Source organism: Priestia taiwanensis, assembly GCF_014638355.1.
Lineage (GTDB): Bacteria > Bacillota > Bacilli > Bacillales > Bacillaceae_G > Priestia_D > Priestia_D taiwanensis.
Genome location: NZ_BMFK01000001.1, coordinates 1906405 through 1926646, shown reverse-complemented (window position 1 = coordinate 1926646; position 20242 = coordinate 1906405). Strand labels below are relative to the sequence as shown.

Here is a 20242-nt window from a genome sequence, read left to right as displayed (position 1 = left end):
TTATTTTCTTTTTTCTCCATACTATTTTCAGAATCTTTCGTTTATATTTAATTTAGCATATCCAAGCGGGAATATCTATTAAGAAATTTTGTCAGCGGTATGCAAGGAACGACAATTTAAGGGAGGATTGCAAATGAAGAAAAAAGGGATGGTTGTAGCGTTAACAGTAGGATTGCTAGGGAGTAGTCTAGCAGCACCGACGTTAGCAGAAGGAAACAAAGAAGTTGCTCCAAACGTTTTATCAACGAAAAAATTTAACGAAGCGGTGAAATCACCAGAATTCGTGTCAGGTGCATTAACGAGTCCGTCAAGTAAGAAAGCAAATGATATTATTTTAGATTATATTGATTCTAAGAAAGCCGAGTATAAACTAGGTTCAAAATCTGCGAAAGAATCTTTCGTTGTGAAATCCACAGAGAAAGATAAGTTAGGTAATACAATCGTGCGCTTACAACAAGTATTTAATGGAGTAGAAGTGTGGGGATCTACACAAGTAGCGCATGTAAATGATAAAGGTGTGTTAACAGTTGTTTCTGGTACAGTTCTACCAGATTTAGATAAAGTAGAAGTATTAAAACAAAAACCAAAAACAACTGCAAAGCAAGCAGTTGAGACAGCGAAGAAAGATTTAGGTCTTACACCGGAATTTACATCAGAGCCAACTGTGAAGGCGATTGTGTATAAGAACGGTGATAACGTATCATTCGCATACGTAGTAGGCTTAAACTTCTTATCACCAGAGCCTGGTCGTTATGAATATTTCATTGATGCGAATACAGGAAAAGTTGTCGATAAATACAACATAATCCATAACCATGGATCAGAAGACGGGGAACATAAAGAAGGCAACGTAAAAGAAGGTGAAACAAAAAATCCAGTAAACGTTGACGTTGTTGGTACAACAGTTAATGGAACAGGAACTGGTGTACTTGGTGATACAAAATCATTCAAAATGGTGAAATCAGGTGCGTATTACTACTTACAAGATGATACGCGTGGAAAAGGTGTTCATACATTTGATGCGAAAAACCGTACATCACTTCCAGGAACATTATGGAGAAGCACTGACACGTTATTAGATGCAGCGTATGATCGTGCGGCAGTAGATGCTCACGCATATGCATCACAAGTATATGATTACTATAAAGACGTGTTCGGACGTAACTCGTTTGACAACAACGGTGCAATCCTAAAATCTGTTGTGCATTATGGTCGTAACTACAACAACGCATTCTGGGATGGAACTCAAATGGTATACGGTGATGGTGATGGTACAACGTTCACATCATTATCAGGTGGCTTAGACGTAATTGCCCATGAGTTAACGCATGCGGTAACAGAGCGTACATCTAACTTAATTTACCGTAATGAGTCAGGTGCGTTGAATGAATCTATTTCTGATATTTTCGGAACTTTATTAGAGTTCCATACAAATAATAACCCTGATTATTTAATTGGTGAGGACATTTATACACCAAATACGCCAGGTGATGCATTCCGTTCGATGAGTGATCCGACAGCTTATGGTGATCCAGATCATTATTCGAAACGTTTCACAGGAACTGGTGACAATGGTGGGGTTCATATTAACAGTGGTATCATCAACAAAGCGGCTTACTTATTAGCAGTAGGTGGTACACACTACAATGTGAGCGTTACTGGTATTGGTAATGAGAAGATGGGTCAAATCTTCTACCGTGCAAACACAACATACTTCACGGCTTCTACAACATTTAGCCAAGCGCGTGCAGGTCTTGTGCAAGCAGCAGCTGACTTATTCGGTGCAAATTCACAAGAAGTTAATTCTGTGAAGCAAGCATTTAATGCAGTTGGCGTACAATAATCGGTTTTCCCCTTTTTCCCTTTAAGGTATATAGATGTGGAAAAGCTAGTTCCAAATGGAGCTAGCTTATTTTTTGTCATGTTGTCTTAGAATGCACTAATTGTTTTCATAAGCAGTTGTCGTATGATGACCGCTCTGACTTGAGCCGTGTATGTGAAAAGATTTTGAACGACTATTGTAAGAAAAAGACTTGTACTACTTCTTTCGCCAACGTGGTATAATAGAAAAAATATTCTCACAATACAGGAGGACTACAAATGATCTCTCAATACATAGAAAATTACGCGGAAATCGCGGTGAAATTAGGATTAAACGTACAAAAAGGACAACAAGTTGTTGTACATGCACCAATTGAAGCGGCGGAATTCGTTCGCAATTTTTCAAAGAAAGCATATGAAGTAGGGGCGAAAAATGTTCGTGTATTTTGGAGTGACCAAGCATTAGAGCGCATCCACTTTGACTTAGCGCCGGACGAAGCATTTACAGAGTTCCCGAATTGGCTTGCGAAAGGATACGAAGCAATGGTTGACGAGAAGTCAGCGTTCTTAAGTATCGTGATGAGTAATCCAGATTTAATGAAGGGTGTAGATCCGAAGCGTCTTGCGGAAAGTGCAAAAGCGAGAGGAAAGGCACTTGATAACTACCGTCAAGCAGCCCAATCAAATAAAGTAAGCTGGTGTGTACTTGGTTATCCATCACAAGAGTGGGCAGACAAAGTATTCCCAGATGCACCGAAAGAAGAGCGTTTCGAAAAATTATGGTTCGCCATTTTAGACGCAACGCGTGCAACACTTGATAACCCAATTGGTGCATGGGAAGAGCATTCAGCAACCCTTCATCAAAAAGGTTCGTCCTTAAACGAAAAAAAATACAAAGCATTACATTTCCAAGCACCAGGAACAGACTTAACAATCGAACTTCCACCGACACATTTATGGGCGGGTGGTAGTGAAAAGAATGAAGATGGTGTACCATTCGTGGCAAATATTCCGACAGAAGAAGTATTTACACTTCCGTTAAAAGAAGGTGCAAACGGCTACGTAACAAGTACGAAACCGTTAGTATACCAAGGAAATATTATTAATAACTTCACGTTAACGTTTGAAAAAGGAAAAGTAGTCGATGTGAAAGCAGAAGAAGACTTAGAAATTTTACAAGACTTAATCGCTTCAGATGAAGGTGCAAGTTATTTAGGAGAAGTAGCACTTGTTCCACACGAGTCACCAATTTCACAATCAAACTTAACGTTCTACAACACATTATATGATGAGAACGCATCTGTTCACTTAGCAATCGGTAGTGCATACCCAGTGTGCATCGAAAATGGCAGTGAGATGTCAGCCGAAGAATTAAAAGCACACGGCGTAAATACAAGTATCGTCCATACAGACTTCATGATTGGTTCAGCTGATATGAATATCGACGGTATCACAGCGGAAGGCACAAAAGAGCCATTATTCCGTAATGGAAACTGGGCGGTTTAAGAATACACTCATAGTCTTAAAAGAGTTACTTAAAATTAAACTACCTTTATTATTATACCGCTTAATAATAGAGGTAGTTTCTTTATAGCTAAAATCTCATCAAAGAAGAATGGGAATTATGCACAAAATTACTTATATTTATGGTACAATTAGTACGAAATTACTACATATTGGGAGAGGGTAGAGATGAAAAAAATATTATCACTAGGGCTTGCGGCTGTTGCATCTACGTTTATTATGACTGGTTGCACAGATGCAGCAAAAGACGAACCAAAGAAAGTAGAAGAAGCTGCCGCAAAAAAAGAAGAAGCTAAACCAGAAAAAACCGAATTCAAAATTGGTGAGACTATTGAACAGAATGGCTATACTTTACTAGTGAAGAAAGTAGAGAAAAAAGCTAAACTAAGCGAATTCATGAAGCCAGATGAAGGAAAGGAATACGTTGTAGTTGATGTTGAACTATCAAACGTTGGTAAAGAAACAATTCCTTTTAATTCTATGTATTTCCAAATGCAAGACGGTGACAATGTTATCCTGAACACTGATGCTTCTGGATTTGGACTTAGTGATAGTTTGAAATCTGGAGATTTAGCGACAGAGGGTAAGGTTGCTGGGAAAATAGTATTCCAAGCAAAAAAAGGTGATAATAACTTGACAGTAATCTACAAACCATTGAATTTCAGTGGTACAGAATTAAAGATTAAGTTGCAGTAATATATGATGGATTGCACCCCAATTGTTAGACAAAAAGCTAACAATTGGGGTGTTTCGTTAAGGTTATATATTTTTAGAAGTGAAATTAATTAATCCCATGCTTACTTTAGTAGTATAATTGCCCTTCAACAGTGAGTGTGAGAACAGACTGATAAATTAGAGTGATATGAAAATGAATAATAGAAAAATAGTATAACAAATGTGTTATATTAAATAATTACTCGCTACTTCGACATGACAAAGATTGCTTTCACGTAGAAACTGCAATAGAAGTGGAAGATGTCCGGCACCGTATAGCACAAAGATACGTTCTTCATTTGAAGTAATAAGCTCCATAATATTTTTATAAATAAGCATGTTGCGGTAGTGCCAATAATTTGCAGTCCACTGTGCGCCGACGGGTTCTTCTTCTCTGCCAAGTAACATTAACTGGGCATAAAATTGTTGTGTAGCTTGAATGCGTTCTTCTTTGTTTAGGTATACTAAAAACTCTCTTATTGTATGAGTCGCGAAATACTTAGCTATTTCAGATGTTTCTTGTTTGCCTACTTGCAGAAGTTTGTCAAAATGCTCAGACGGGTTCTCTTTCGTCCATGTTCCGATGTTTGGAACTCCTTCAATCTCCTTATTCCAATCAACCGCGAATATTGTGTCGTGCCTCATTTCTTTTGCTAAGCGGAAGCCAATTTGATGTGATTTGTTTTGTGATAGTTGGAAATCATCGTTAAGATAAGCGTGATATTGTTTGTCGTATTCAGGTTGAAGTTCTTTTGGCCATTCGATTGCTACTTTCGTTGGGCGAAACTCCTTCAAACAACCAATGACTTCTTGAATATGTTGTTGGCGTTTTTCACTTAACATATCGTCGGTTTTCATTTGAATTAAGTCACCATTATCATGATTAGAGAAATGGTTTGTCCCAAGGAGGAAAATAGTAGGCTTACTCATGCATGCACCTTTTTCTGGAAATTCTTTCTTTCAAATTGTAGCATATACCCTTGACACTTTCTAACAAGTAGCATATAGTATAGATATCAACAAACTAACGGTCGGTAGGTGAAGGGTATGACGGCAAATCGGATTAAAGAAGCAGCGTTTTTTCATTTTGCAAAACACGGATATGCAGGAACATCGTTAGCAACGATTGCGGCTGATGTTGGTATTAAGAAACCTTCTATTTATGCTCATTTCAAAGGTAAAGAAGAGTTATATTTTACTTGTTTAGAAGAAGCATTACATCGTGAGCAACTATTTTTACAAGAACATGTAAAGAAGAATGAAGGGCATCCAACAAAAGATGGTCTATATTCACTGCTTATCACATACGGTGAGCGCATGATGGCGAAGGAAGAAGTTCGCTTTTGGTTAATGGCCTTTTATTTTCCACCAGATGCGTTCCGTGAGGAGATTACAGAGAAAGCAAATGAATATATTTACACATTTGGCGAGGCGATTAAGCCGTTAGTAGAAGAAGCAGTGTTACGTGGTGAAATTCATCAAGATGTAGAAATTGATGATGTTGTTGAAGCATATTTATGTTTATTTGATGGCTTAATTATTGAGTTAACATATGGTGGATATGAGAAGTTTCAACGTCGTTTGCAGGCAGCATGGTCCATTTTTTGGCGCGGTGTTGCAAGAATTTAATAGCATGGAAAAAGGCGGCATTCCAACTTAGGGATGTATCTTTTTTTGATGATAAACTAACAACCGGTAGGGAGGAAACAACCATGGCATGGTTATACGTATTTTTAGCAGGATTTATTGAGATATTTTGGGTGCTTGGTTTAAAGCATGCGGATTCAATTCCGATGTGGATTGGTGTAGCGGGCTTAATTGCAGTGAGCTTCTGGCTCGTTATTAAAGCATATGATGAGTTACCAGCAGGAACAGTATATGCTGTATTCACAGGTATGGGAACGGTCGGTATCGTAATAGTGGACATCGTGTTCTTCGATGCACCAGTTTCAATTGCAAAGCTAGCATTATTAGCTCTATTATTAACAGGAATTATTGGATTAAAGCGTCTAACAGGATCAAGTGCAAGCGAAGACGGCGAGAAAGAGGTGGCGTAACATGGCTTGGGTATTCTTAATATTAGCTGGATGTCTTGAAATTATTGGTGTTATGTTAATGAAACGATACAGTGATACGAAGGAGAAATGGACGATAATTGGTCTTATTATTTCTTTCTCGTTCAGTTTCACATGCTTATCCCAAGCGATGAAAGGAATTGATATGGGAACGGCTTACGCTGTATGGACAGGAATCGGAACAGCAGGAAGTGCGTTAGTTGGCATGGTTTTCTTCAAAGAATCAGCAGAATGGAAACGAATTATGTTCTTAAGCTTTATCTTAATCGGTGCAGTTGGATTGAAATTAGTTGGAGCTTAATAGAGTAAAAACCGCCTTGAAGAAGGCGGTTTTTTTAGTTATATAGCTGATACGTTGACATAAGACCATGTGATGGTGGTATGATGATAGAAAGATATTTTTACAATATAATCCATTTTCTTCGAAGGGAGGAGAAGGGAGAAATGAAGAAGTTTCTTGCAATGATGGTGGTTAGTGTACTTGCACTTGTTGGATGTAATCAAGCAGAGTCTAGTACCGACACTCAAGAGATGAAGGATAGCTTTCAAACGTTAGAAAAAGCACAGAAAATTGAGGTGTATGCAGGTGATGTGATGTTATACACCATTCAACAAGAGGAAGTTGGTATATTTGCTGACCATCAACAAGTGGATAAATGGGAACCTGTTTCGTCGCTACCAAAGGATATCGTGAAAGAGCATGAGTATGTGTTTTATCAAGAAGAGACATTGAAGCTTGGGGAGAAGAGAGAGCCGAACAGACCGATGTATGAAACAGCAAGGCTTCGTACATACAAAGATGTTCCGTATGTAACATTTGCGGTATCCTTTATGAAATTGGAGATGACATTCAATATGAAAGTACCTGAAGAGACGAGGGAATATTTAGCTCGCCGTTCTTTTTAACGTTGCACTCTATTTGTTAGAGTGTTTTTTTGAACATAAAAGGATATATATGTATATAACAGCATACTCAATTGAAAAGGAGAGAGGCAGAATGGATATGTTTATGCTTTTTAAAATTTTTCTTGGTATTGTCGTTATTGCTCTAGGTGTTTTTATGATTAGAAGGTTACGAAAGAAAGGTGTCTATGGCAAAGAGAAGGCAGACGGGTATTTGCTTGGGCTAGTTGCATTAGAGTTAATATTGCTCCCGCTTTTGCTTATTCTATTGAAGGGATCTTGATGAAAGAAGGAATCTTGCCAAGGCGAAGTGGCAAGGTTTTTTTATTGTTTCTCTGGCTATAAAAAATAGTTTAAAAGAATATGACAATATTATTGACAATGATAATCGTTATCATCTATACTAACAACGTAATTGATAACGATTATCATTATTAGTGAAAACATAGAAAAGGTGGAATACATAGTGAAGAAGAAATCAATTCTCATGTTGGTAGTTGTCATGATGATGACACTCGTATTTGCAGCGTGTGGCAAGAAAGAAAGTGAAGAAGCATCTACATCAGCAAAAGAAGAGAAGAAAACAGCAGAGATTAAGGTGAAAGACTTTACGGATCGTGAAATTGTGTTCAAGGAGCATCCGAAGAACATTGCAGCATTAAGTTCAGGTGATGTAGATATTATTCATGCGCTTGGTGGAACTATTGTAGGTCGCCCATCATCGAAAGTACCTCTAGCATCTGAAGAACTTGAGAAAGCAACACAAATCGGAAACCTACACCAACCGAACTTCGAGAAAATTGCAAGTGTACAAGCAGACGTATTAATTGCAAACAGTGGTTTTGAGAAGCACGTTGCGACAGTAGAACAAGGCAAAACGAAAGTATTCCTATCTGCAACAAACTCAGTAGAAGACTTACAAAAGAGTATCACAACGTACGGCCAAATGCTTGGCAAAGAAGACAAAGCGAAAGAATTAGTAACATCAATTGATGACAAATTAAAGAGCGTGAAGCAAGAGAAGAAAGTTCGTTCTCTATTAGTATACGGTGCACCAGGAACATACATGGCAGCACTTCCAACATCATTATCAGGTGACATCTTAGAAAAAGTTGGCGGAGAAAACATCGCGAAAGACTACGAAGCAACGAAAGAATTCCCACAATACGCACAGTTAAGTGTGGAGCGTGTCGTGGAAAGCAACCCAGAAGTAGTGTATTTAATTACTCATGGTGATCCAGAAGCAGTAAAGAAAGCATTTGAAGAAGAAATGAAGAAAAATGCTGGCTGGAAGAACCTTGATGCAGTGAAGAATAACAAAGTAGTAATCCTACCTTCTCACTTATTCGGTACAAACCCTGGGACAAAAATCAATGATGCGATTGACTTCATGGCAAACAGCATCAAAGAAGTAGCGAAATAATGAGCAGTGAAGCACTGATTGGGAAGGAGCAGGCACATCCACTCGCGAAAAAGCGATGGATCCTGCTTCTTTCTATAAGTATCCTATTAATTGTTTCCTGTATATATGGACTGCTTGTCGGTTCTGTATCGTTTACACTACAAGACATTTACCAGGGGATTATGAGTGAGGAAGATACGATGGCAAGGCGTATTATTTGGGATCTTCGTATTCCACGTGTCATCGTGGGGTTATTAGTTGGAATGTGTCTTGCGGTAGCTGGAGCGTTAATGCAAGGTGTGATGCAAAATCCACTTGCAGATCCAGGTATTATTGGGGTATCATCTGGTGCTGGTTTAATGGCGACAATCATCATGATTTTGTTTCCTGCTTATATGATATTTGTTCCATTAGCAGCCTTCTTAGGTGCGTTCGTGACAGCGATGGTTGTATACGGATTAGCATGGAAAAACGGTGCATCACCAGCACGTATTATTTTAGTCGGTATTTCAATCAATGCCCTTATCGGTGCAACGATGTCGACAATTATGCTTTTACATAGTGACAAAGTCCAGTCTGTTCTGCCATGGTTAGCTGGCGGGGTAGCAGGTGTTAGCTGGGCACATGTCGAAATGATTTCTTATTACGCAATTGGTGCACTCGTATTATCCTTATTTGGTATTAAGCATGTTCGCCTCTTATCACTTGGGGATGAAGTGGCGACCTTACTTGGACATAATGTGGAAAGAAGTCGTTTCTTCTTGATTGTATTAAGTACATTGCTAGCAGGAATTGCGGTAAGTGTAGCAGGCCTAGTCGGCTTCGTAGGATTAGTTATACCGCATATGGTACGATTACTGATTGGAAACGATTATCGCTATTTATTACCGATTTCGGCACTTGGTGGTGGCTTCTTAGTAGTCTTGACAGATACAATCGCAAGAAGCGCATTTGATCCAATTGAATTACCAGTTGGATTATTACTATCGTTCATCGGTGGTCCGTTCTTCTTATTTTTAATTCAGCGAGGAGGAAAAGGGCGTGCTATTAGCTAAAAGTATTGATTACAACCATTCTGAGATTTTCGGCTTAAAGGCAGTTGATCTTGAGATTAAGCAAGGAGAAATTGTCGGCTTAATTGGTCCGAATGGTTCAGGGAAGTCAACGTTTCTTCGCCTTTTATCACGTTTACTTACACCAGAGAGTGGCGAGATTGTATTAGACGGAAAGAGCATCCAGCAAGTAAAGAGTATCGACATTGCAAAGCAACTAGCGATGTTACCACAAATGAATGAACATCGCCTTGATATTACAGTGCGCGACCTAATTGAGTTTGGACGACATCCACATAAGAATTGGTTTGACCGTATGAATCAAGAAGATGAAGACATCATTCGTTGGGCATTGTCTTTGACAAAGTTAGAGAAGTACGAGCATCGTGCCCTTCACTCATTATCTGGTGGGGAACGACAACGTGCATGGATTGCGATGGCGATTGCTCAGCGTCCGAAAATATTACTACTAGATGAGCCGACAACGTATTTAGATATTGCACATCAACTAGAAGTAATGGAACTTGTGCAGACACTTAATCGAGAATTTGGGATGACAGTTGTGATGGTGCTTCATGATATTAACCAGGCAGCACAGTATAGTGATCGGTTAATCGTCATGAAAGATGGTGCTATTGAATACGATGGCAATCCACAGTGCGTGTTATGTAAAAACATGTTCCAACATATTTTTGATATAGACGTTGATATTTACAATGATGGTGAGAAACCATTTTTCACACCAAAGCGCATTTGTGTGCGTAAAGATGCGTGTGAAAATGCGGCAATGTGTGAGTAACATATTATAATAGAAGAAACTAATTACGGAGAGGGGTTATATGTATGTATATTGTAACAAATACAATTCGTGTAAAGACTGGTTTTGGAGATGAATTAATTGCTCGTTTCAAAGAAACGAAGGCAATTCAAGAGTTCGAGGGGTTCGTTCGTTTAGAATTATGGCGTACAGAAGGAGTAACTGAATTCGAAGAGTTGAAAGTATGCACAACGTGGGACAAGAAAGAATCATTCGAAGCATGGTTTAAGAGTGAATCATTCAAGAAAGCCCACTCAGGCAAAAAAGGAAAAAGCGGAAACGTTATTGGCAGCGACATACACAAGTATGAAGTAGTTGTCGAGCACGCAGCAGCTGTACCGGTGGAATAAAGGGGAGAGCGAAATCAACTTGGTTTCGCTTTTTTTATGTTTTAGGGAGAATGGTGCAGGATTTTGATAGATGATGTAGAAAAGAGAAGGAATCATTATCGCTTGGGGGGGACAAATAGAATGGTGCAATTTGTATGGAATTACATCGTCCCATTTTTTACATCTATTCAATTCTTTATGACTATAATTCCGGTCAACTATCCTTCTTTTTGGGGAGAATATAGTGGAATGCCAAGTGATGTGTATCAGATGATGAAATTATTGAAAGCACAGAAGGGGATAGAACAATGAAGGCGCCTATATCTTTTTATGAAGGGGAAACATTACATATTGCAAAGCGTTTGCTTGGTCAGAAGCTCGTTCATGTAGTGGACGGAGTGAAGAGAAGTGGTTATATTGTCGAAGTGGAAGCATACAAAGGGCCAGATGATAAGGCGGCTCATAGTTATAGCGGAAGAAGAACGAATCGAACGGAAGTGATGTTTGGCGAAGCTGGATATGCGTATGTGTATCTCATTTACGGGATGCATCATTGTTTCAATATTGTTACTGCCGAGATAGATATTCCACATGCAATTCTTATTCGTGCAATAGAGCCAGTTGATGGAATTGAGGAGATGAAGATATCTCGCTTTAGTAAGACAGACATTACAAAAGCACAATACCGCAATTTGACGAGTGGACCAGGAAAGTTATGTCGTGCGCTTGGGATTACGTTAGAGCAACAAGGTCACTCGATGCAACGAGACGATTTGTATATTGAGCTTGTGCCAGAAGAGGAGCATCTATCTTCTAGTTATGCTGTTGCTGCTGGTCCGCGTATCAATATTGATTACGCCGAAGAGGCAATTGATTATCCGTGGCGTTTCTATTATGAAGGGCACCCGTTTGTTTCGAAGTGAGTACTTTTTTCATATCTATACATATGCTAGCAAAGCTGGTTGTTTTTTCTTCGTATATTGTAACTTTTTTGTTGCAAAATGAAGGAGGAAACGTATTAGCATAGAAGAAGGATGTATTACGGAAAAGGTGGATTAGTAGATGAGACGGTATTTCACAGGAAGCGCAATTGCGTTCATGTTCTTTTGCGCATCATTCTTCATAATAGGCTTACTAATGAATAAAGTAGAGATTATGCTACACGTATTCTCGAAATTATTTTTCTACATTCCCATTGCAGTATACGTGGGAACGTTTGTATTTGAACTTATCTATCATGCAATACGAAAATATTTATCGCATAAGCTAGCACCGTGGTTACAATGGGTTATAGCAGGTGCTATCGTTCTTGTGCTCGTTTGTTTTGTCACACATAAACATGTGTTGCTTCTCTTCCAAGCAGCACTCGGTCTTGTAGGATATTATTTAGGAACGAAAATATCAGATAAAACATTATCGTTCGGTGTCATTTTATTGACGGTATTGTTATTTATCGTTTCATATATGATATAAAAATAGCCATCGCATGTGCGATGGCTATTTTATTGTTCCTCATGAAAAAGATGGTGTAGCAGTCGGTCTTTGTCGTTTACGAATTGCTTCATAAGTGAGAAGTGTGATGTTTCTTCTAGTGTCGTCTCTTCAATACCATTTTCCGTTAAATTGTAGAGTGTTGCTTCTGGGTACGCCATTAAGATTGGCGAGTGTGTCGCAATGATAAACTGTGAGCCACCTTGGACGAGTTCATGGATGCGAGAAAGCATCGATAATTGGCGGAATGGTGAGAGTGCTGCCTCTGGCTCATCAAGAATGTATAAGCCTTTTCCACCGAAGCGATGAGTGAATGTTGCAAAGAACGCTTCACCGTGCGATTGCTCGTGTAAAGATGTACCACCGTAAGATTCAATGATTGGCACTCCTAAACTTGATTCACGGTCGAGCTTGTTAATTTCAGAAGCAACGTTATAGAACGATTCCGCGCGTAAGAAGAATCCGTCTTTTGGTCGATCGGCACCACGGACAGGTCGAAGATATTCATGTAAATCAGAATGAGAATCTTCTGTTGAAAATGAGAAGTTCAACGTTCCCCCCTCAGGATTAAACCCTACAGCAATTGCAATTGCCTCAAGTAGCGTTGATTTTCCCATCCCATTCTCTCCAACGATATATGTCACATTCGGATGAAATGCTAACGTTTCTAGTTCTTTAATAGTTGGTAATGAAAAAGGGTAGTGTTTATAACTTGGAATATCATCTCGCTTTACTTCGATTCGTCGTATGTATGTAGTCATTGTATTCGCTCCTTCCTTTAGATGAGTATAGCATAGGGGAAGAGGTGAACGTTCACATAAACTACAATTAAATGTGTAGTCAGGAAGAGTGCAGACTCGTGAGGTATGTTGATTCTTGCAACTTTTGCCGACTTTTGTCTGTCTAACACCTATACTCCTTGTCCTACTCGTGTGGTACTATTTTAAGTAAGTATTGGGGGAAGAGGTGAGAGAATGAAGCGATTGATGGTGCCGGTTGTTTGTTTGTTTTTGCTTCTTATTGTGTTAATCTTTTATCAAAAGGGATTTATAGGTGGACAGAAGAATACGATGCGAACACTTGAGGCAACGAGCGCCGAGTGGGATGTAAATGGAAATACGGTAACGATTCGCTTAAAGGATAAGAACGGGGAAGCTGTCACGTCTCTTGGAGAAGTTGATAATAAGAAGTTACATGTTGCGGCAGCAAATCAAGATTTTTCGTTCTTTTATCTCAACAACGTAACATATAGTGGAAAAGGTATATTTAAAGTAACAATTCCTTTCAAGAAACAAGAGCCGCATGCGTTCATTCTGTATTTACATGATGAGGAAAAAGCATATAAAATAGATAATTACAAAATGGATGGTTGGAAGGAAGGTACTATCAAGAAGGATATTGCAATGACAAGAGACATAGATGGACTCCAAGTGAGTTTAGCTTCTGATGTGTTGTTTGAACATTCATCAGTTACGTTAACCTTCATGTTCCAGGAGAAAGGAAAAAAAGAAACGAAGACGAAATTTCATCCGCTAAAAGAGGATGAGGGTATGGTCTATTTAGTCGATGCAGAGATGGAAACGATTGCCCTTGCTCATCCGAATGAAAAAACAGATGAGTCTCCGGAATTATCATTTGACGTGCCGCTACCAAATGGAGGCATGTACTTATTGTATAGTGTCTTTGAGTGGGATGGGAAAGAACATGAACTTCCTTATGGTGTCGAAGTCATCAAAAAGAAAAAAGAGTAAACAGAAGGGAGAAACGTATGAAGGCGTTAATTGAGAAATGTAAGGTCATTATTTTTGATTTGGATGGAACATTATATGAGGGAACATGTCACTTCGACTACTACGCGGAGCAAATTAAGAATGAGTTGCCAAAAGAATTACATCAAGATTTTGAACGTGATTATGAAGCGATGAAGCAGGGCGACCATGCGCTGAAGATTGGAAAAGTATATGATATGGAGAAAGATGTCATTTTGACACTTGATCCAATGACATTTTCTGTAGTAGAAGGTCATACGTGGGAAGGACAACTACTTCCGAATTCGACAGTAGAAGAATGGTATAACGAACCGATTGTGTATGACGAAGCGCGCATGATTGCGGTTGGTGATGGTTGGTGGTTACCTTATGTGAACGGTGCACATCATGGAGTGAAAGATACATACCATTGTTACGATAAGACAAAGGAATACATGGTAAGCAAAGATTTCGTCTTGCCAAAAACAGAGGGATTAAAAGAAGCATTGATGAAGTTAAAGGACGAGAAGAAACTTGTTCTACTTACTAATTCCGATTATGAAGACGTTCAACGCCTGTTGAAAGAATTAGAGCTACACGGGTTATTTGATTTTGAAATTACGGATGCATACAAGCCTTTTGAAACAGAACAACATTTGCAGAAGCTCATGATTCTTTATTCAGTAGAGCCACATGAAGTTGTATCAATTGGTGATAATTTTATGAATGAAATTGCACCTGCCCTCAAACTAGGGATGCATGGTGTATATATTTCGGAACACGGACATACGTACAGTAATGATTCGCTTGTTATTGTACCAACATTAGCAAGAGCTTTTTAGGAGAATGGAAAAAAGACACGCATGCTTATTTGTATGTGTGTCTTTTTTTTGCGTTTAATCTTATTGTCATGTGCCATACTAAAAAGAAAAAGGGGCGTACAAGATGTGGCGATTGCTTATGTTATTCTCTGTTGCCGTTTTGTGCTTATATGTTCCTTTCCGAACGGTTCCTGCGTATGAAAATAAGGAAGGTACCTTGCAGATGACGTTCTTTAACGTTGGACAAGGAGATTCGACGCTTATTATTTTGCCAAATGGAAAGAAAGTGTTAATTGATGGTGGACCACCAAAAGCAGGAGTTGGTCTTGTACAGAAACTTCGTGCGATGGGTATAACATCGCTTGACGTTGTTGTTGGTACGCATCCGGACTTTGATCATATTGGTGGATTACTTGAAGTACTCAAAGATATGCATGTAGGGATGGTTGTTGATAGTGGAAAAAAGTACGTGACAAATATTTATTATCAGTACGTCCGTCTTATTAAGAAAAAGAAAATCCCGCTTATGTATGCAAAGAAGGGACAGTATTTAACATTGGATCCGTTGGTCGAAATGAGGGTGTTAAATAACGGTGTTCAGCGTGATGAAAATAACGAATCATCGATTGTGCTGAAAGTATCATACAAGCATGCTGACTTCCTCTTAACAGGAGATGCCGACATATATGCGGAAAATCAAATGATGAAGAAAAAGTATAACTTACAAGCAGACGTATTGAAAGTGGGTCATCACGGATCGTACACGTCAACGTCTGATGCGTTCCTTGATCACGTTCATCCAATTTACGCAATTTTGTCGTACCAAAAAGGAAATCCGTTCGGTCACCCGCACCAAGTCGTAATGCGGCGTTTGAAGGAACATGAAGTAGGAATGTACGAAACAGCTATCCACGGAGATATCGAAGTAGAGACAAATGGATACTTGTTACAAGTAGAAGACGAAGCACCATTTTTGTTAGCAGTTGATGGCGTGAAATAATTGATAACCATTCCCATTTATGATAAGATGATAGCTAGATAAAAGATGATAATGATTATCATTATGACGGAGGCGACTAACATGGTATACGCATTTATTGCTGGGACGGTTGTTGTATATGCAGTGTTAACGAAATATGTATTAAAGAAAGTAACGAACTAAGCCACTCTGAGATGAGTGGCTTTTTTTATGGATGAAAAAGGGAAGGCGTCCACTCATGGTAGAGTGCTCGTTACTTCAATATCTCTTGCTTAAATCCTTTATCCGTTGCGTAGTCTTCGATGCTCCAAATACCACGCTTTTCTTGTTGAGCTTTCGTCTGGATTTCTTTTAAGTAGTCGACGTACTTTGTATTTGGGACATAAATATAGCCGACACGAGCAAGCCCTTGTTCAATTAACATGCGATTTAATAGTTGGCCATCCACCCAAACGTAAGCGAGGAGGCGCCCGTATTTTTCACGTTCACTAACGTCGAGCTCTAGTGTGATTTTTTTTCCAGTTGGTGCGATGCGTTTCGTGAAGGCACTTGCTTCTGGACCGAATGGTTGGACACCAAGTTTTGGGTGTTTTGTTTCCGGCGTGTCTACTAATAAAAAGCGGACGTTTTCTTCTTTTCCATTTGTAAGACGTACCTTCAGTGTATCACCGTCGATGTTTCGAATGACCTCGGCTTGTTCCATTCGTTTGGAGTTTGCGCGAATCTTTTCTTGCTCATTTGGAACGGTAGTGACGCCAGCATCTATAAGCTCTGGATGTTTAATATCGTTTGCTTTCTCCGATTCTTCTGTGACTTCTTCTTGTTGAGAAATATCTTCATACTCATTTCCTTCTTTTGGTGTTACGTTTTCTTCTTTGCCAATACAGCTGACAAGGAGTGTAAGTAATAGGGCTGCTAAGATGATTTTTTGTATTATTTTCACGTAGGTGACCTCCTTTTCCATATTTTATCTTGTCAAAAATACCCACCGTATATACATCATAGAAAGCGTTTGCTGTTATGTAGGCTTATTATGATAGAAAATAAAATGAAATGTTTGTTACATAAGTGAAATATTTTGTTAAGGAATCAACACCATAGTCATATTTTTTTGTGTTATAACTAGTAGATACTAAGAAAGGGGAAAGATATCATGACTATGAAAAAAGTACTAAGTAGCTTCCTCATCACGTGTATTATTTTTATGAGTATTAATGTGCAGGGTACAGCCCATGCAGAACAAAGTAATAATGAACTTATACATATTGAGCAACAATTACGTGATCAACATAGTGGTTTGAAAGAAATGCAAGAAGAGAAAGAAGCAATGTTGAAGGAAGTACAGAAGATTCAAGATGATGTGAAAGCATTGGACGGATCGATTATGAAGAATCAACAAGAACTAGTAGCCATTGAAAACAAAATAGCGGAAGCCTCTGCCTTAATCGAACAGAAGAAGGAAGAGATTATCGAAGTATCGAACAAGATTCTTGAGCGCAAAGAAATTATGAAGAAACGTATGGTATCGATGCAGCAAAATCCACAAGAAGATATTTTCGTAGAGTTAATGACGACAGCGGAAAGCATTATGGATATTGTGAAACGTTATACGTATATGAGTCAAATCTTCAATTCAGATGAAGACTTATTCCGTACACAAGAAGAAGATCTTGAGAGCATTGAGCAAGATAAAGAAGTAATTGCGAAACAAGAGGAACTTCTAAAGAAAGAGGAACAAGCACTTCAGAAGAAGCAAGAAGAGTTACGTGCTCAATATGATGCTGTACAAGCTTCTCTGCAAGAAGCTGAGAAGAAACATAACGATGCGGCGAGTGCTTTAACAGATGCAACGACGCAAGCAGATCAGCTAAAAGCACAAAAAACAGCACTTGAAGAAAAAGCAAAAGCAATGCAAGAGTTAGAGAAGAAGCAATCAGAAGTAGTACCGCAACAACCTTCTGTTCCAGTTGATGGACAGTCAATTAAAGGTCGCGAAATGTATGTAGAAGCAACTGCATATACGCCAGCGGAAAGCCAAGGTGCACACGCAATTACGAAATACGGTGGCTACAACATTTTAGCGAAACCAACACCTCGTCTTATCGCAATTGATCCACGCGTTATTCCACCATTATCGAAAGTGTATGTGGAAGGATACGGTTATGCAATTGCAGCTGACACAGGCGGTGCAATCAAAGGTTATAAAATTGATGTGTTACTTCCAACAAATGAAGAAGCATATCGTTGGGGTCGTAAGAAAGTAAAGTTAACGATTATAGAATAGAAGAAAGTCGTTCATCTATGAAGATGGACGACTTTCTTTCTATAAATCTAGCATTTATTAAACGTAATCGTTATGAATAGAAAAAATCACGATAAAAAAGGTATCTCTAACAGACAGAGATACCTTTTTTCTTATGTGAGAACAAGTAAGTCATGATACGTGAAGGTGATTTGTGGAATAGTTTCCCCTTTTTTAAGAGCGAGAAAGATATTTGTTGGTTCACCGAGCAGATGTTGGAGTGTTGGGAAGATGGAGATGTCGACTTTTTCTTTTAAGTAGGATGCTGCGATGGAGAGATTTAGTTGTAAATCATTTTCTTTGTAAGTTGCTTCATACCAAATCGTACCATCGAAGGAATCGAAAGGACCAGATATTTCTTCTTGTTGTTTCGAGTACGGAGCTTGTAGGGCACGTTCAATAAGTGTCAAAACGATGCGTTCTTCTCCAAGTTTTAAGGAACGCTTGAACAAACTAATTTGAATTTTTTTCACAAATATCCACGCTCCTTCTGTCTTTGATGTATACAACATGCAGCAGTGGAGAAAGGTGACTAATTGAGTTTATGTGAAAAAATAAAAAAGAGAACCATTTCCTCGTTCTCTTTCTGCCTGTTGTGTAGTTAATGATGTTGTCTATTAGTAAAACCACATATAGACGGTCCATATTCCGAGTGCAATGGTGACGAAAATAGAAATAATTGCGAGCGCTTTTACAATTTTCTCTTTCAGCATAGGCCACCTCATTTATAAAGATAAAAAAATTCTCATAGACAGAACCTGTAGTTTTGTGTATAAATGGAAGGGATAGGGAATGTATCGGCATACAGACGATTATTCACTCTCTTCCTCTTTTTGTGCATCGTCTTTTCCTTCATCTTTCTTATCTTTCTTTTCTTGATCTGGGCCTTGGTCCTTTTCTTTATCTTTTTCATCTTGCTTAGAGGAATCTTCAGAATCTTTGTTTTCATCTTTTTGATCAGTATTACTATCTTCTTTTTGTTCTTCTTTGTTGTCCTTTTTTTCATCTTTATTATTATTCATACATCCAGTGGATAACGTCATGATGATTGCGAATGCTAAGCATAGTCGTAAAAATCCCTTCATAAAACCAAACCTCCTTTTTTCGCTAGTTTCTCCATGTATTTCTATTTTATGTAGAGATGACAAATCTGTAAGGTTTATGTAAGGCATTTCAATGGGTGTATGACGTATAGTACGATATGATAATAAAAACAAGTGAAAGGAGCAGATGAGATGCAGAAGCTATTACTCGTATTGTTCTTTATCCTCGTTCTTATCTGTATCCTGTACGGGGTGTGGGGATAAAAAAAGAAACGTGCGTTTACTCTGAGCACGTTTCTTTTTTTGTACATACGTTTTTTAATTTATATATTCCTACGATAAGAATGGCACCTGATAATACGCATAATCCCCATGCGAATTTTTTGATGTTCATATGAAATACCTCCTCTTATTAAATCTATGTCTATTGTAAGAACAATGACGAGAGTGAACCATTGAAGAATCTTACGGGAAACTTACACTTTTGTCACACTTTAAAAGGTAAAATATGTATATTTTGCACACGAACAAATTATAGCGCTTTCTTTTCTCCTTGTCTAGTCGTATGCATAGAAAGAGCTCCTTCTTATGAAAGGAGCTTGAATGACTTCATAATAATTGGTACGTCTTTTTCCATCACGCGTTTCCATTGTTCTAATTTCTTTTCGTTCTTTGCTTGATAAAAAGTATCTGGTGCTTCGTCTGCTTGAATAATAAAGAAGTGATGAGTATTGTTTTTCCCTACAAATGTGTAACTTTGGGAGTCTTTGTAGGATGCAACTTTCTCACTTGGCACAGCGACGACGCTGAAGATAAGTGATTCTTGTCCCTCAATTGGTATGTGGAACTGAACGGTATCATCATCTAATTTTGTATGTGTTGCTTTTATTTTGCCAAGATCAGCTGGGAATTTGAGTTCGAATGGATATGTCTTATCTTTGTATGTTGTGTACAATGTTTCGCTTTTTTTATCACTTGGTTTTTGGATAGATGGCTCTTTTTTTGTTTGTTCTTTATTTGTTGAACCGCTTGTCGGTTTGTTTTTCTCTTCTGTTTTTGTTGCTGTTTCGTCTTTCGGAGTGTTTTCTTTTTCATTAAGGCATCCTGTAAGTAGAAAAATACATAGGGAAACGAGTAGTAATGAAATTCGCATTATTCTCCATCCTTTTGTTCTTATTTCGGATAAAATAAAAATTTTGTTGAATACCCTTCAAGTTGTAT

At 38.5% G+C, this 20242-nt stretch carries 25 protein-coding genes; 19 read left to right on the top strand and 6 right to left on the bottom strand.

Features of this window, described 5'->3' with window-relative positions; all coding sequences use genetic code 11:
- Positions 1-133: 133 nt before the first annotated feature.
- The 3 genes from IEV41_RS09970 to IEV41_RS09960 all read left to right on the top strand — a co-directional run bounded on the left by IEV41_RS09970 (position 134) and on the right by IEV41_RS09960 (position 4041).
- Positions 134-1843, top strand: a complete 1710-nt coding sequence (locus IEV41_RS09970) for a M4 family metallopeptidase (protein WP_188388237.1) — start codon at positions 134-136, stop codon at positions 1841-1843.
- Between the two features lie 257 nt (positions 1844-2100).
- Complete coding sequence (locus tag IEV41_RS09965) at positions 2101-3327, top strand: aminopeptidase (protein ID WP_188388236.1); 1227 nt, start codon at positions 2101-2103, stop codon at positions 3325-3327.
- 186 nt (positions 3328-3513) lie between these two features.
- The gene (locus tag IEV41_RS09960) at positions 3514-4041 is read left to right on the top strand and encodes a DUF4352 domain-containing protein (RefSeq protein ID WP_188388235.1); all 528 of its coding nucleotides are present in this window, start codon (positions 3514-3516) and stop codon (positions 4039-4041) included.
- Between the two features lie 204 nt (positions 4042-4245).
- Here the strand turns inward: IEV41_RS09960 and IEV41_RS09955 are convergent, their stop codons facing one another.
- Positions 4246-4989 carry a DUF5694 domain-containing protein gene (locus IEV41_RS09955; protein WP_188388234.1) on the bottom strand — a complete coding sequence of 248 codons (744 nt, stop codon included), beginning with the start codon at positions 4987-4989 and terminating at the stop codon, positions 4246-4248.
- Between the two features lie 117 nt (positions 4990-5106).
- Between IEV41_RS09955 and IEV41_RS09950 the strand changes: the two genes are divergently transcribed.
- The 12 genes from IEV41_RS09950 (at position 5107) to IEV41_RS09895 (ending at position 12110) form a co-directional block, all read left to right on the top strand.
- The gene (locus IEV41_RS09950) at positions 5107-5688 is read left to right on the top strand and encodes a TetR/AcrR family transcriptional regulator (RefSeq protein WP_188388233.1); all 582 of its coding nucleotides are present in this window, start codon (positions 5107-5109) and stop codon (positions 5686-5688) included.
- 83 nt (positions 5689-5771) lie between these two features.
- Complete coding sequence (locus IEV41_RS09945) at positions 5772-6116, top strand: DMT family transporter (protein WP_188388232.1); 345 nt, start codon at positions 5772-5774, stop codon at positions 6114-6116.
- A 1-nt stretch (position 6117) separates the two neighbouring features.
- On the top strand, positions 6118-6435 hold the full coding sequence (locus tag IEV41_RS09940) for a DMT family transporter (RefSeq protein ID WP_188388231.1): 318 nt from the start codon (positions 6118-6120) through the stop codon (positions 6433-6435).
- Between the two features lie 143 nt (positions 6436-6578).
- Positions 6579-7040, top strand: coding sequence for an AAA family ATPase (locus IEV41_RS09935; protein WP_188388230.1), 462 nt, complete (start codon positions 6579-6581; stop codon positions 7038-7040).
- A 91-nt stretch (positions 7041-7131) separates the two neighbouring features.
- A complete protein-coding gene (locus IEV41_RS09930; RefSeq protein ID WP_188388229.1) occupies positions 7132-7320 on the top strand; it encodes a hypothetical protein in 189 nt (62 codons plus the stop codon).
- Positions 7321-7524: 204 nt separating this feature from the next.
- Positions 7525-8460: an ABC transporter substrate-binding protein gene (locus IEV41_RS09925; protein WP_188388748.1), complete on the top strand. Its 936-nt coding sequence runs from the start codon at positions 7525-7527 to the stop codon at positions 8458-8460.
- On the top strand, positions 8460-9494 hold the full coding sequence (locus IEV41_RS09920) for a FecCD family ABC transporter permease (RefSeq protein WP_188388228.1): 1035 nt from the start codon (positions 8460-8462) through the stop codon (positions 9492-9494). The genes IEV41_RS09925 and IEV41_RS09920 overlap by 1 nt, the downstream gene beginning before the upstream one ends.
- A complete protein-coding gene (locus tag IEV41_RS09915; RefSeq protein ID WP_188388227.1) occupies positions 9481-10290 on the top strand; it encodes an ABC transporter ATP-binding protein in 810 nt (269 codons plus the stop codon). Before IEV41_RS09920 ends, IEV41_RS09915 begins: the two co-directional genes overlap by 14 nt.
- Positions 10291-10334: 44 nt before the next feature.
- Entirely contained in the window at positions 10335-10658 is a 324-nt protein-coding gene (locus tag IEV41_RS09910) for an antibiotic biosynthesis monooxygenase (protein ID WP_188388226.1), read from the top strand.
- 120 nt (positions 10659-10778) lie between these two features.
- Positions 10779-10949, top strand: a complete 171-nt coding sequence (locus IEV41_RS09905; protein ID WP_188388225.1) for a hypothetical protein — start codon at positions 10779-10781, stop codon at positions 10947-10949.
- Entirely contained in the window at positions 10946-11560 is a 615-nt protein-coding gene (locus IEV41_RS09900) for a DNA-3-methyladenine glycosylase (protein WP_188388224.1), read from the top strand. The genes IEV41_RS09905 and IEV41_RS09900 overlap by 4 nt, the downstream gene beginning before the upstream one ends.
- Positions 11561-11699: 139 nt before the next feature.
- Positions 11700-12110, top strand: coding sequence for a hypothetical protein (locus IEV41_RS09895; RefSeq protein ID WP_188388223.1), 411 nt, complete (start codon positions 11700-11702; stop codon positions 12108-12110).
- A gap of 29 nt (positions 12111-12139) precedes the next feature.
- On the opposite strand, the gene IEV41_RS09890 is transcribed toward IEV41_RS09895, so the two are convergent.
- Positions 12140-12889 carry an AAA family ATPase gene (locus tag IEV41_RS09890; RefSeq protein ID WP_188388222.1) on the bottom strand — a complete coding sequence of 250 codons (750 nt, stop codon included), beginning with the start codon at positions 12887-12889 and terminating at the stop codon, positions 12140-12142.
- 213 nt (positions 12890-13102) lie between these two features.
- On the opposite strand from IEV41_RS09890, the gene IEV41_RS09885 reads away from it, so the two are divergent.
- The 3 genes from IEV41_RS09885 to IEV41_RS09875 all read left to right on the top strand — a co-directional run bounded on the left by IEV41_RS09885 (position 13103) and on the right by IEV41_RS09875 (position 15697).
- On the top strand, positions 13103-13879 hold the full coding sequence (locus IEV41_RS09885) for a DUF8832 domain-containing protein (RefSeq protein ID WP_188388221.1): 777 nt from the start codon (positions 13103-13105) through the stop codon (positions 13877-13879).
- Between the two features lie 17 nt (positions 13880-13896).
- The gene (locus IEV41_RS09880; RefSeq protein WP_188388220.1) at positions 13897-14718 is read left to right on the top strand and encodes an HAD family hydrolase; all 822 of its coding nucleotides are present in this window, start codon (positions 13897-13899) and stop codon (positions 14716-14718) included.
- Positions 14719-14821: 103 nt separating this feature from the next.
- Positions 14822-15697, top strand: a complete 876-nt coding sequence (locus IEV41_RS09875; protein WP_188388219.1) for a ComEC/Rec2 family competence protein — start codon at positions 14822-14824, stop codon at positions 15695-15697.
- Between the two features lie 232 nt (positions 15698-15929).
- Here IEV41_RS09875 and IEV41_RS09870 read toward each other — a convergent pair whose 3' ends face one another.
- The gene (locus IEV41_RS09870) at positions 15930-16619 is read right to left on the bottom strand and encodes a thermonuclease family protein (protein WP_229722186.1); all 690 of its coding nucleotides are present in this window, start codon (positions 16617-16619) and stop codon (positions 15930-15932) included.
- A 210-nt stretch (positions 16620-16829) separates the two neighbouring features.
- On the opposite strand from IEV41_RS09870, the gene IEV41_RS09865 reads away from it, so the two are divergent.
- A complete protein-coding gene (locus IEV41_RS09865; protein ID WP_188388218.1) occupies positions 16830-17960 on the top strand; it encodes a 3D domain-containing protein in 1131 nt (376 codons plus the stop codon).
- Positions 17961-18091: 131 nt separating this feature from the next.
- On the opposite strand, the gene IEV41_RS09860 is transcribed toward IEV41_RS09865, so the two are convergent.
- From IEV41_RS09860 to IEV41_RS09850, 3 genes are all read right to left on the bottom strand, one after another.
- Entirely contained in the window at positions 18092-18451 is a 360-nt protein-coding gene (locus IEV41_RS09860; RefSeq protein ID WP_188388217.1) for a hypothetical protein, read from the bottom strand.
- A 339-nt stretch (positions 18452-18790) separates the two neighbouring features.
- Complete coding sequence (locus IEV41_RS09855) at positions 18791-19063, bottom strand: hypothetical protein (RefSeq protein WP_188388216.1); 273 nt, start codon at positions 19061-19063, stop codon at positions 18791-18793.
- Positions 19064-19607: 544 nt separating this feature from the next.
- Complete coding sequence (locus tag IEV41_RS09850) at positions 19608-20174, bottom strand: hypothetical protein (protein ID WP_188388215.1); 567 nt, start codon at positions 20172-20174, stop codon at positions 19608-19610.
- Positions 20175-20242 lie beyond the last annotated feature (68 nt).

Excerpts from the sequence above, each read along its gene's own strand:
- IEV41_RS09880 (WP_188388220.1), top strand. The coding sequence starts at position 13,897 with ATGAAGGCGTTAATTGAGAAATGTAAGGTCATTATTTTTGATTTGGAT.
- IEV41_RS09850 (WP_188388215.1), bottom strand. The coding sequence starts at position 20,174 with ATGCGAATTTCATTACTACTCGTTTCCCTATGTATTTTTCTACTTACA.
- IEV41_RS09865 (WP_188388218.1), top strand. The coding sequence starts at position 16,830 with ATGACTATGAAAAAAGTACTAAGTAGCTTCCTCATCACGTGTATTATT.
- IEV41_RS09960 (WP_188388235.1), top strand. The coding sequence starts at position 3,514 with ATGAAAAAAATATTATCACTAGGGCTTGCGGCTGTTGCATCTACGTTT.
- IEV41_RS09950 (WP_188388233.1), top strand. The coding sequence starts at position 5,107 with ATGACGGCAAATCGGATTAAAGAAGCAGCGTTTTTTCATTTTGCAAAA.
- IEV41_RS09905 (WP_188388225.1), top strand. The coding sequence starts at position 10,779 with ATGGTGCAATTTGTATGGAATTACATCGTCCCATTTTTTACATCTATT.
- IEV41_RS09935 (WP_188388230.1), top strand. The coding sequence starts at position 6,579 with ATGAAGAAGTTTCTTGCAATGATGGTGGTTAGTGTACTTGCACTTGTT.
- IEV41_RS09940 (WP_188388231.1), top strand. The coding sequence starts at position 6,118 with ATGGCTTGGGTATTCTTAATATTAGCTGGATGTCTTGAAATTATTGGT.
- IEV41_RS09895 (WP_188388223.1), top strand. The coding sequence starts at position 11,700 with ATGAGACGGTATTTCACAGGAAGCGCAATTGCGTTCATGTTCTTTTGC.
- IEV41_RS09970 (WP_188388237.1), top strand. The coding sequence starts at position 134 with ATGAAGAAAAAAGGGATGGTTGTAGCGTTAACAGTAGGATTGCTAGGG.
- IEV41_RS09875 (WP_188388219.1), top strand. The coding sequence starts at position 14,822 with ATGTGGCGATTGCTTATGTTATTCTCTGTTGCCGTTTTGTGCTTATAT.
- IEV41_RS09955 (WP_188388234.1), bottom strand. The coding sequence starts at position 4,989 with ATGAGTAAGCCTACTATTTTCCTCCTTGGGACAAACCATTTCTCTAAT.
- IEV41_RS09890 (WP_188388222.1), bottom strand. The coding sequence starts at position 12,889 with ATGACTACATACATACGACGAATCGAAGTAAAGCGAGATGATATTCCA.
- IEV41_RS09855 (WP_188388216.1), bottom strand. The coding sequence starts at position 19,063 with ATGAAGGGATTTTTACGACTATGCTTAGCATTCGCAATCATCATGACG.
- IEV41_RS09920 (WP_188388228.1), top strand. The coding sequence starts at position 8,460 with ATGAGCAGTGAAGCACTGATTGGGAAGGAGCAGGCACATCCACTCGCG.
- IEV41_RS09900 (WP_188388224.1), top strand. The coding sequence starts at position 10,946 with ATGAAGGCGCCTATATCTTTTTATGAAGGGGAAACATTACATATTGCA.
- IEV41_RS09945 (WP_188388232.1), top strand. The coding sequence starts at position 5,772 with ATGGCATGGTTATACGTATTTTTAGCAGGATTTATTGAGATATTTTGG.
- IEV41_RS09910 (WP_188388226.1), top strand. The coding sequence starts at position 10,335 with ATGTATATTGTAACAAATACAATTCGTGTAAAGACTGGTTTTGGAGAT.
- IEV41_RS09965 (WP_188388236.1), top strand. The coding sequence starts at position 2,101 with ATGATCTCTCAATACATAGAAAATTACGCGGAAATCGCGGTGAAATTA.
- IEV41_RS09930 (WP_188388229.1), top strand. The coding sequence starts at position 7,132 with ATGGATATGTTTATGCTTTTTAAAATTTTTCTTGGTATTGTCGTTATT.
- IEV41_RS09885 (WP_188388221.1), top strand. The coding sequence starts at position 13,103 with ATGAAGCGATTGATGGTGCCGGTTGTTTGTTTGTTTTTGCTTCTTATT.
- IEV41_RS09925 (WP_188388748.1), top strand. The coding sequence starts at position 7,525 with ATGTTGGTAGTTGTCATGATGATGACACTCGTATTTGCAGCGTGTGGC.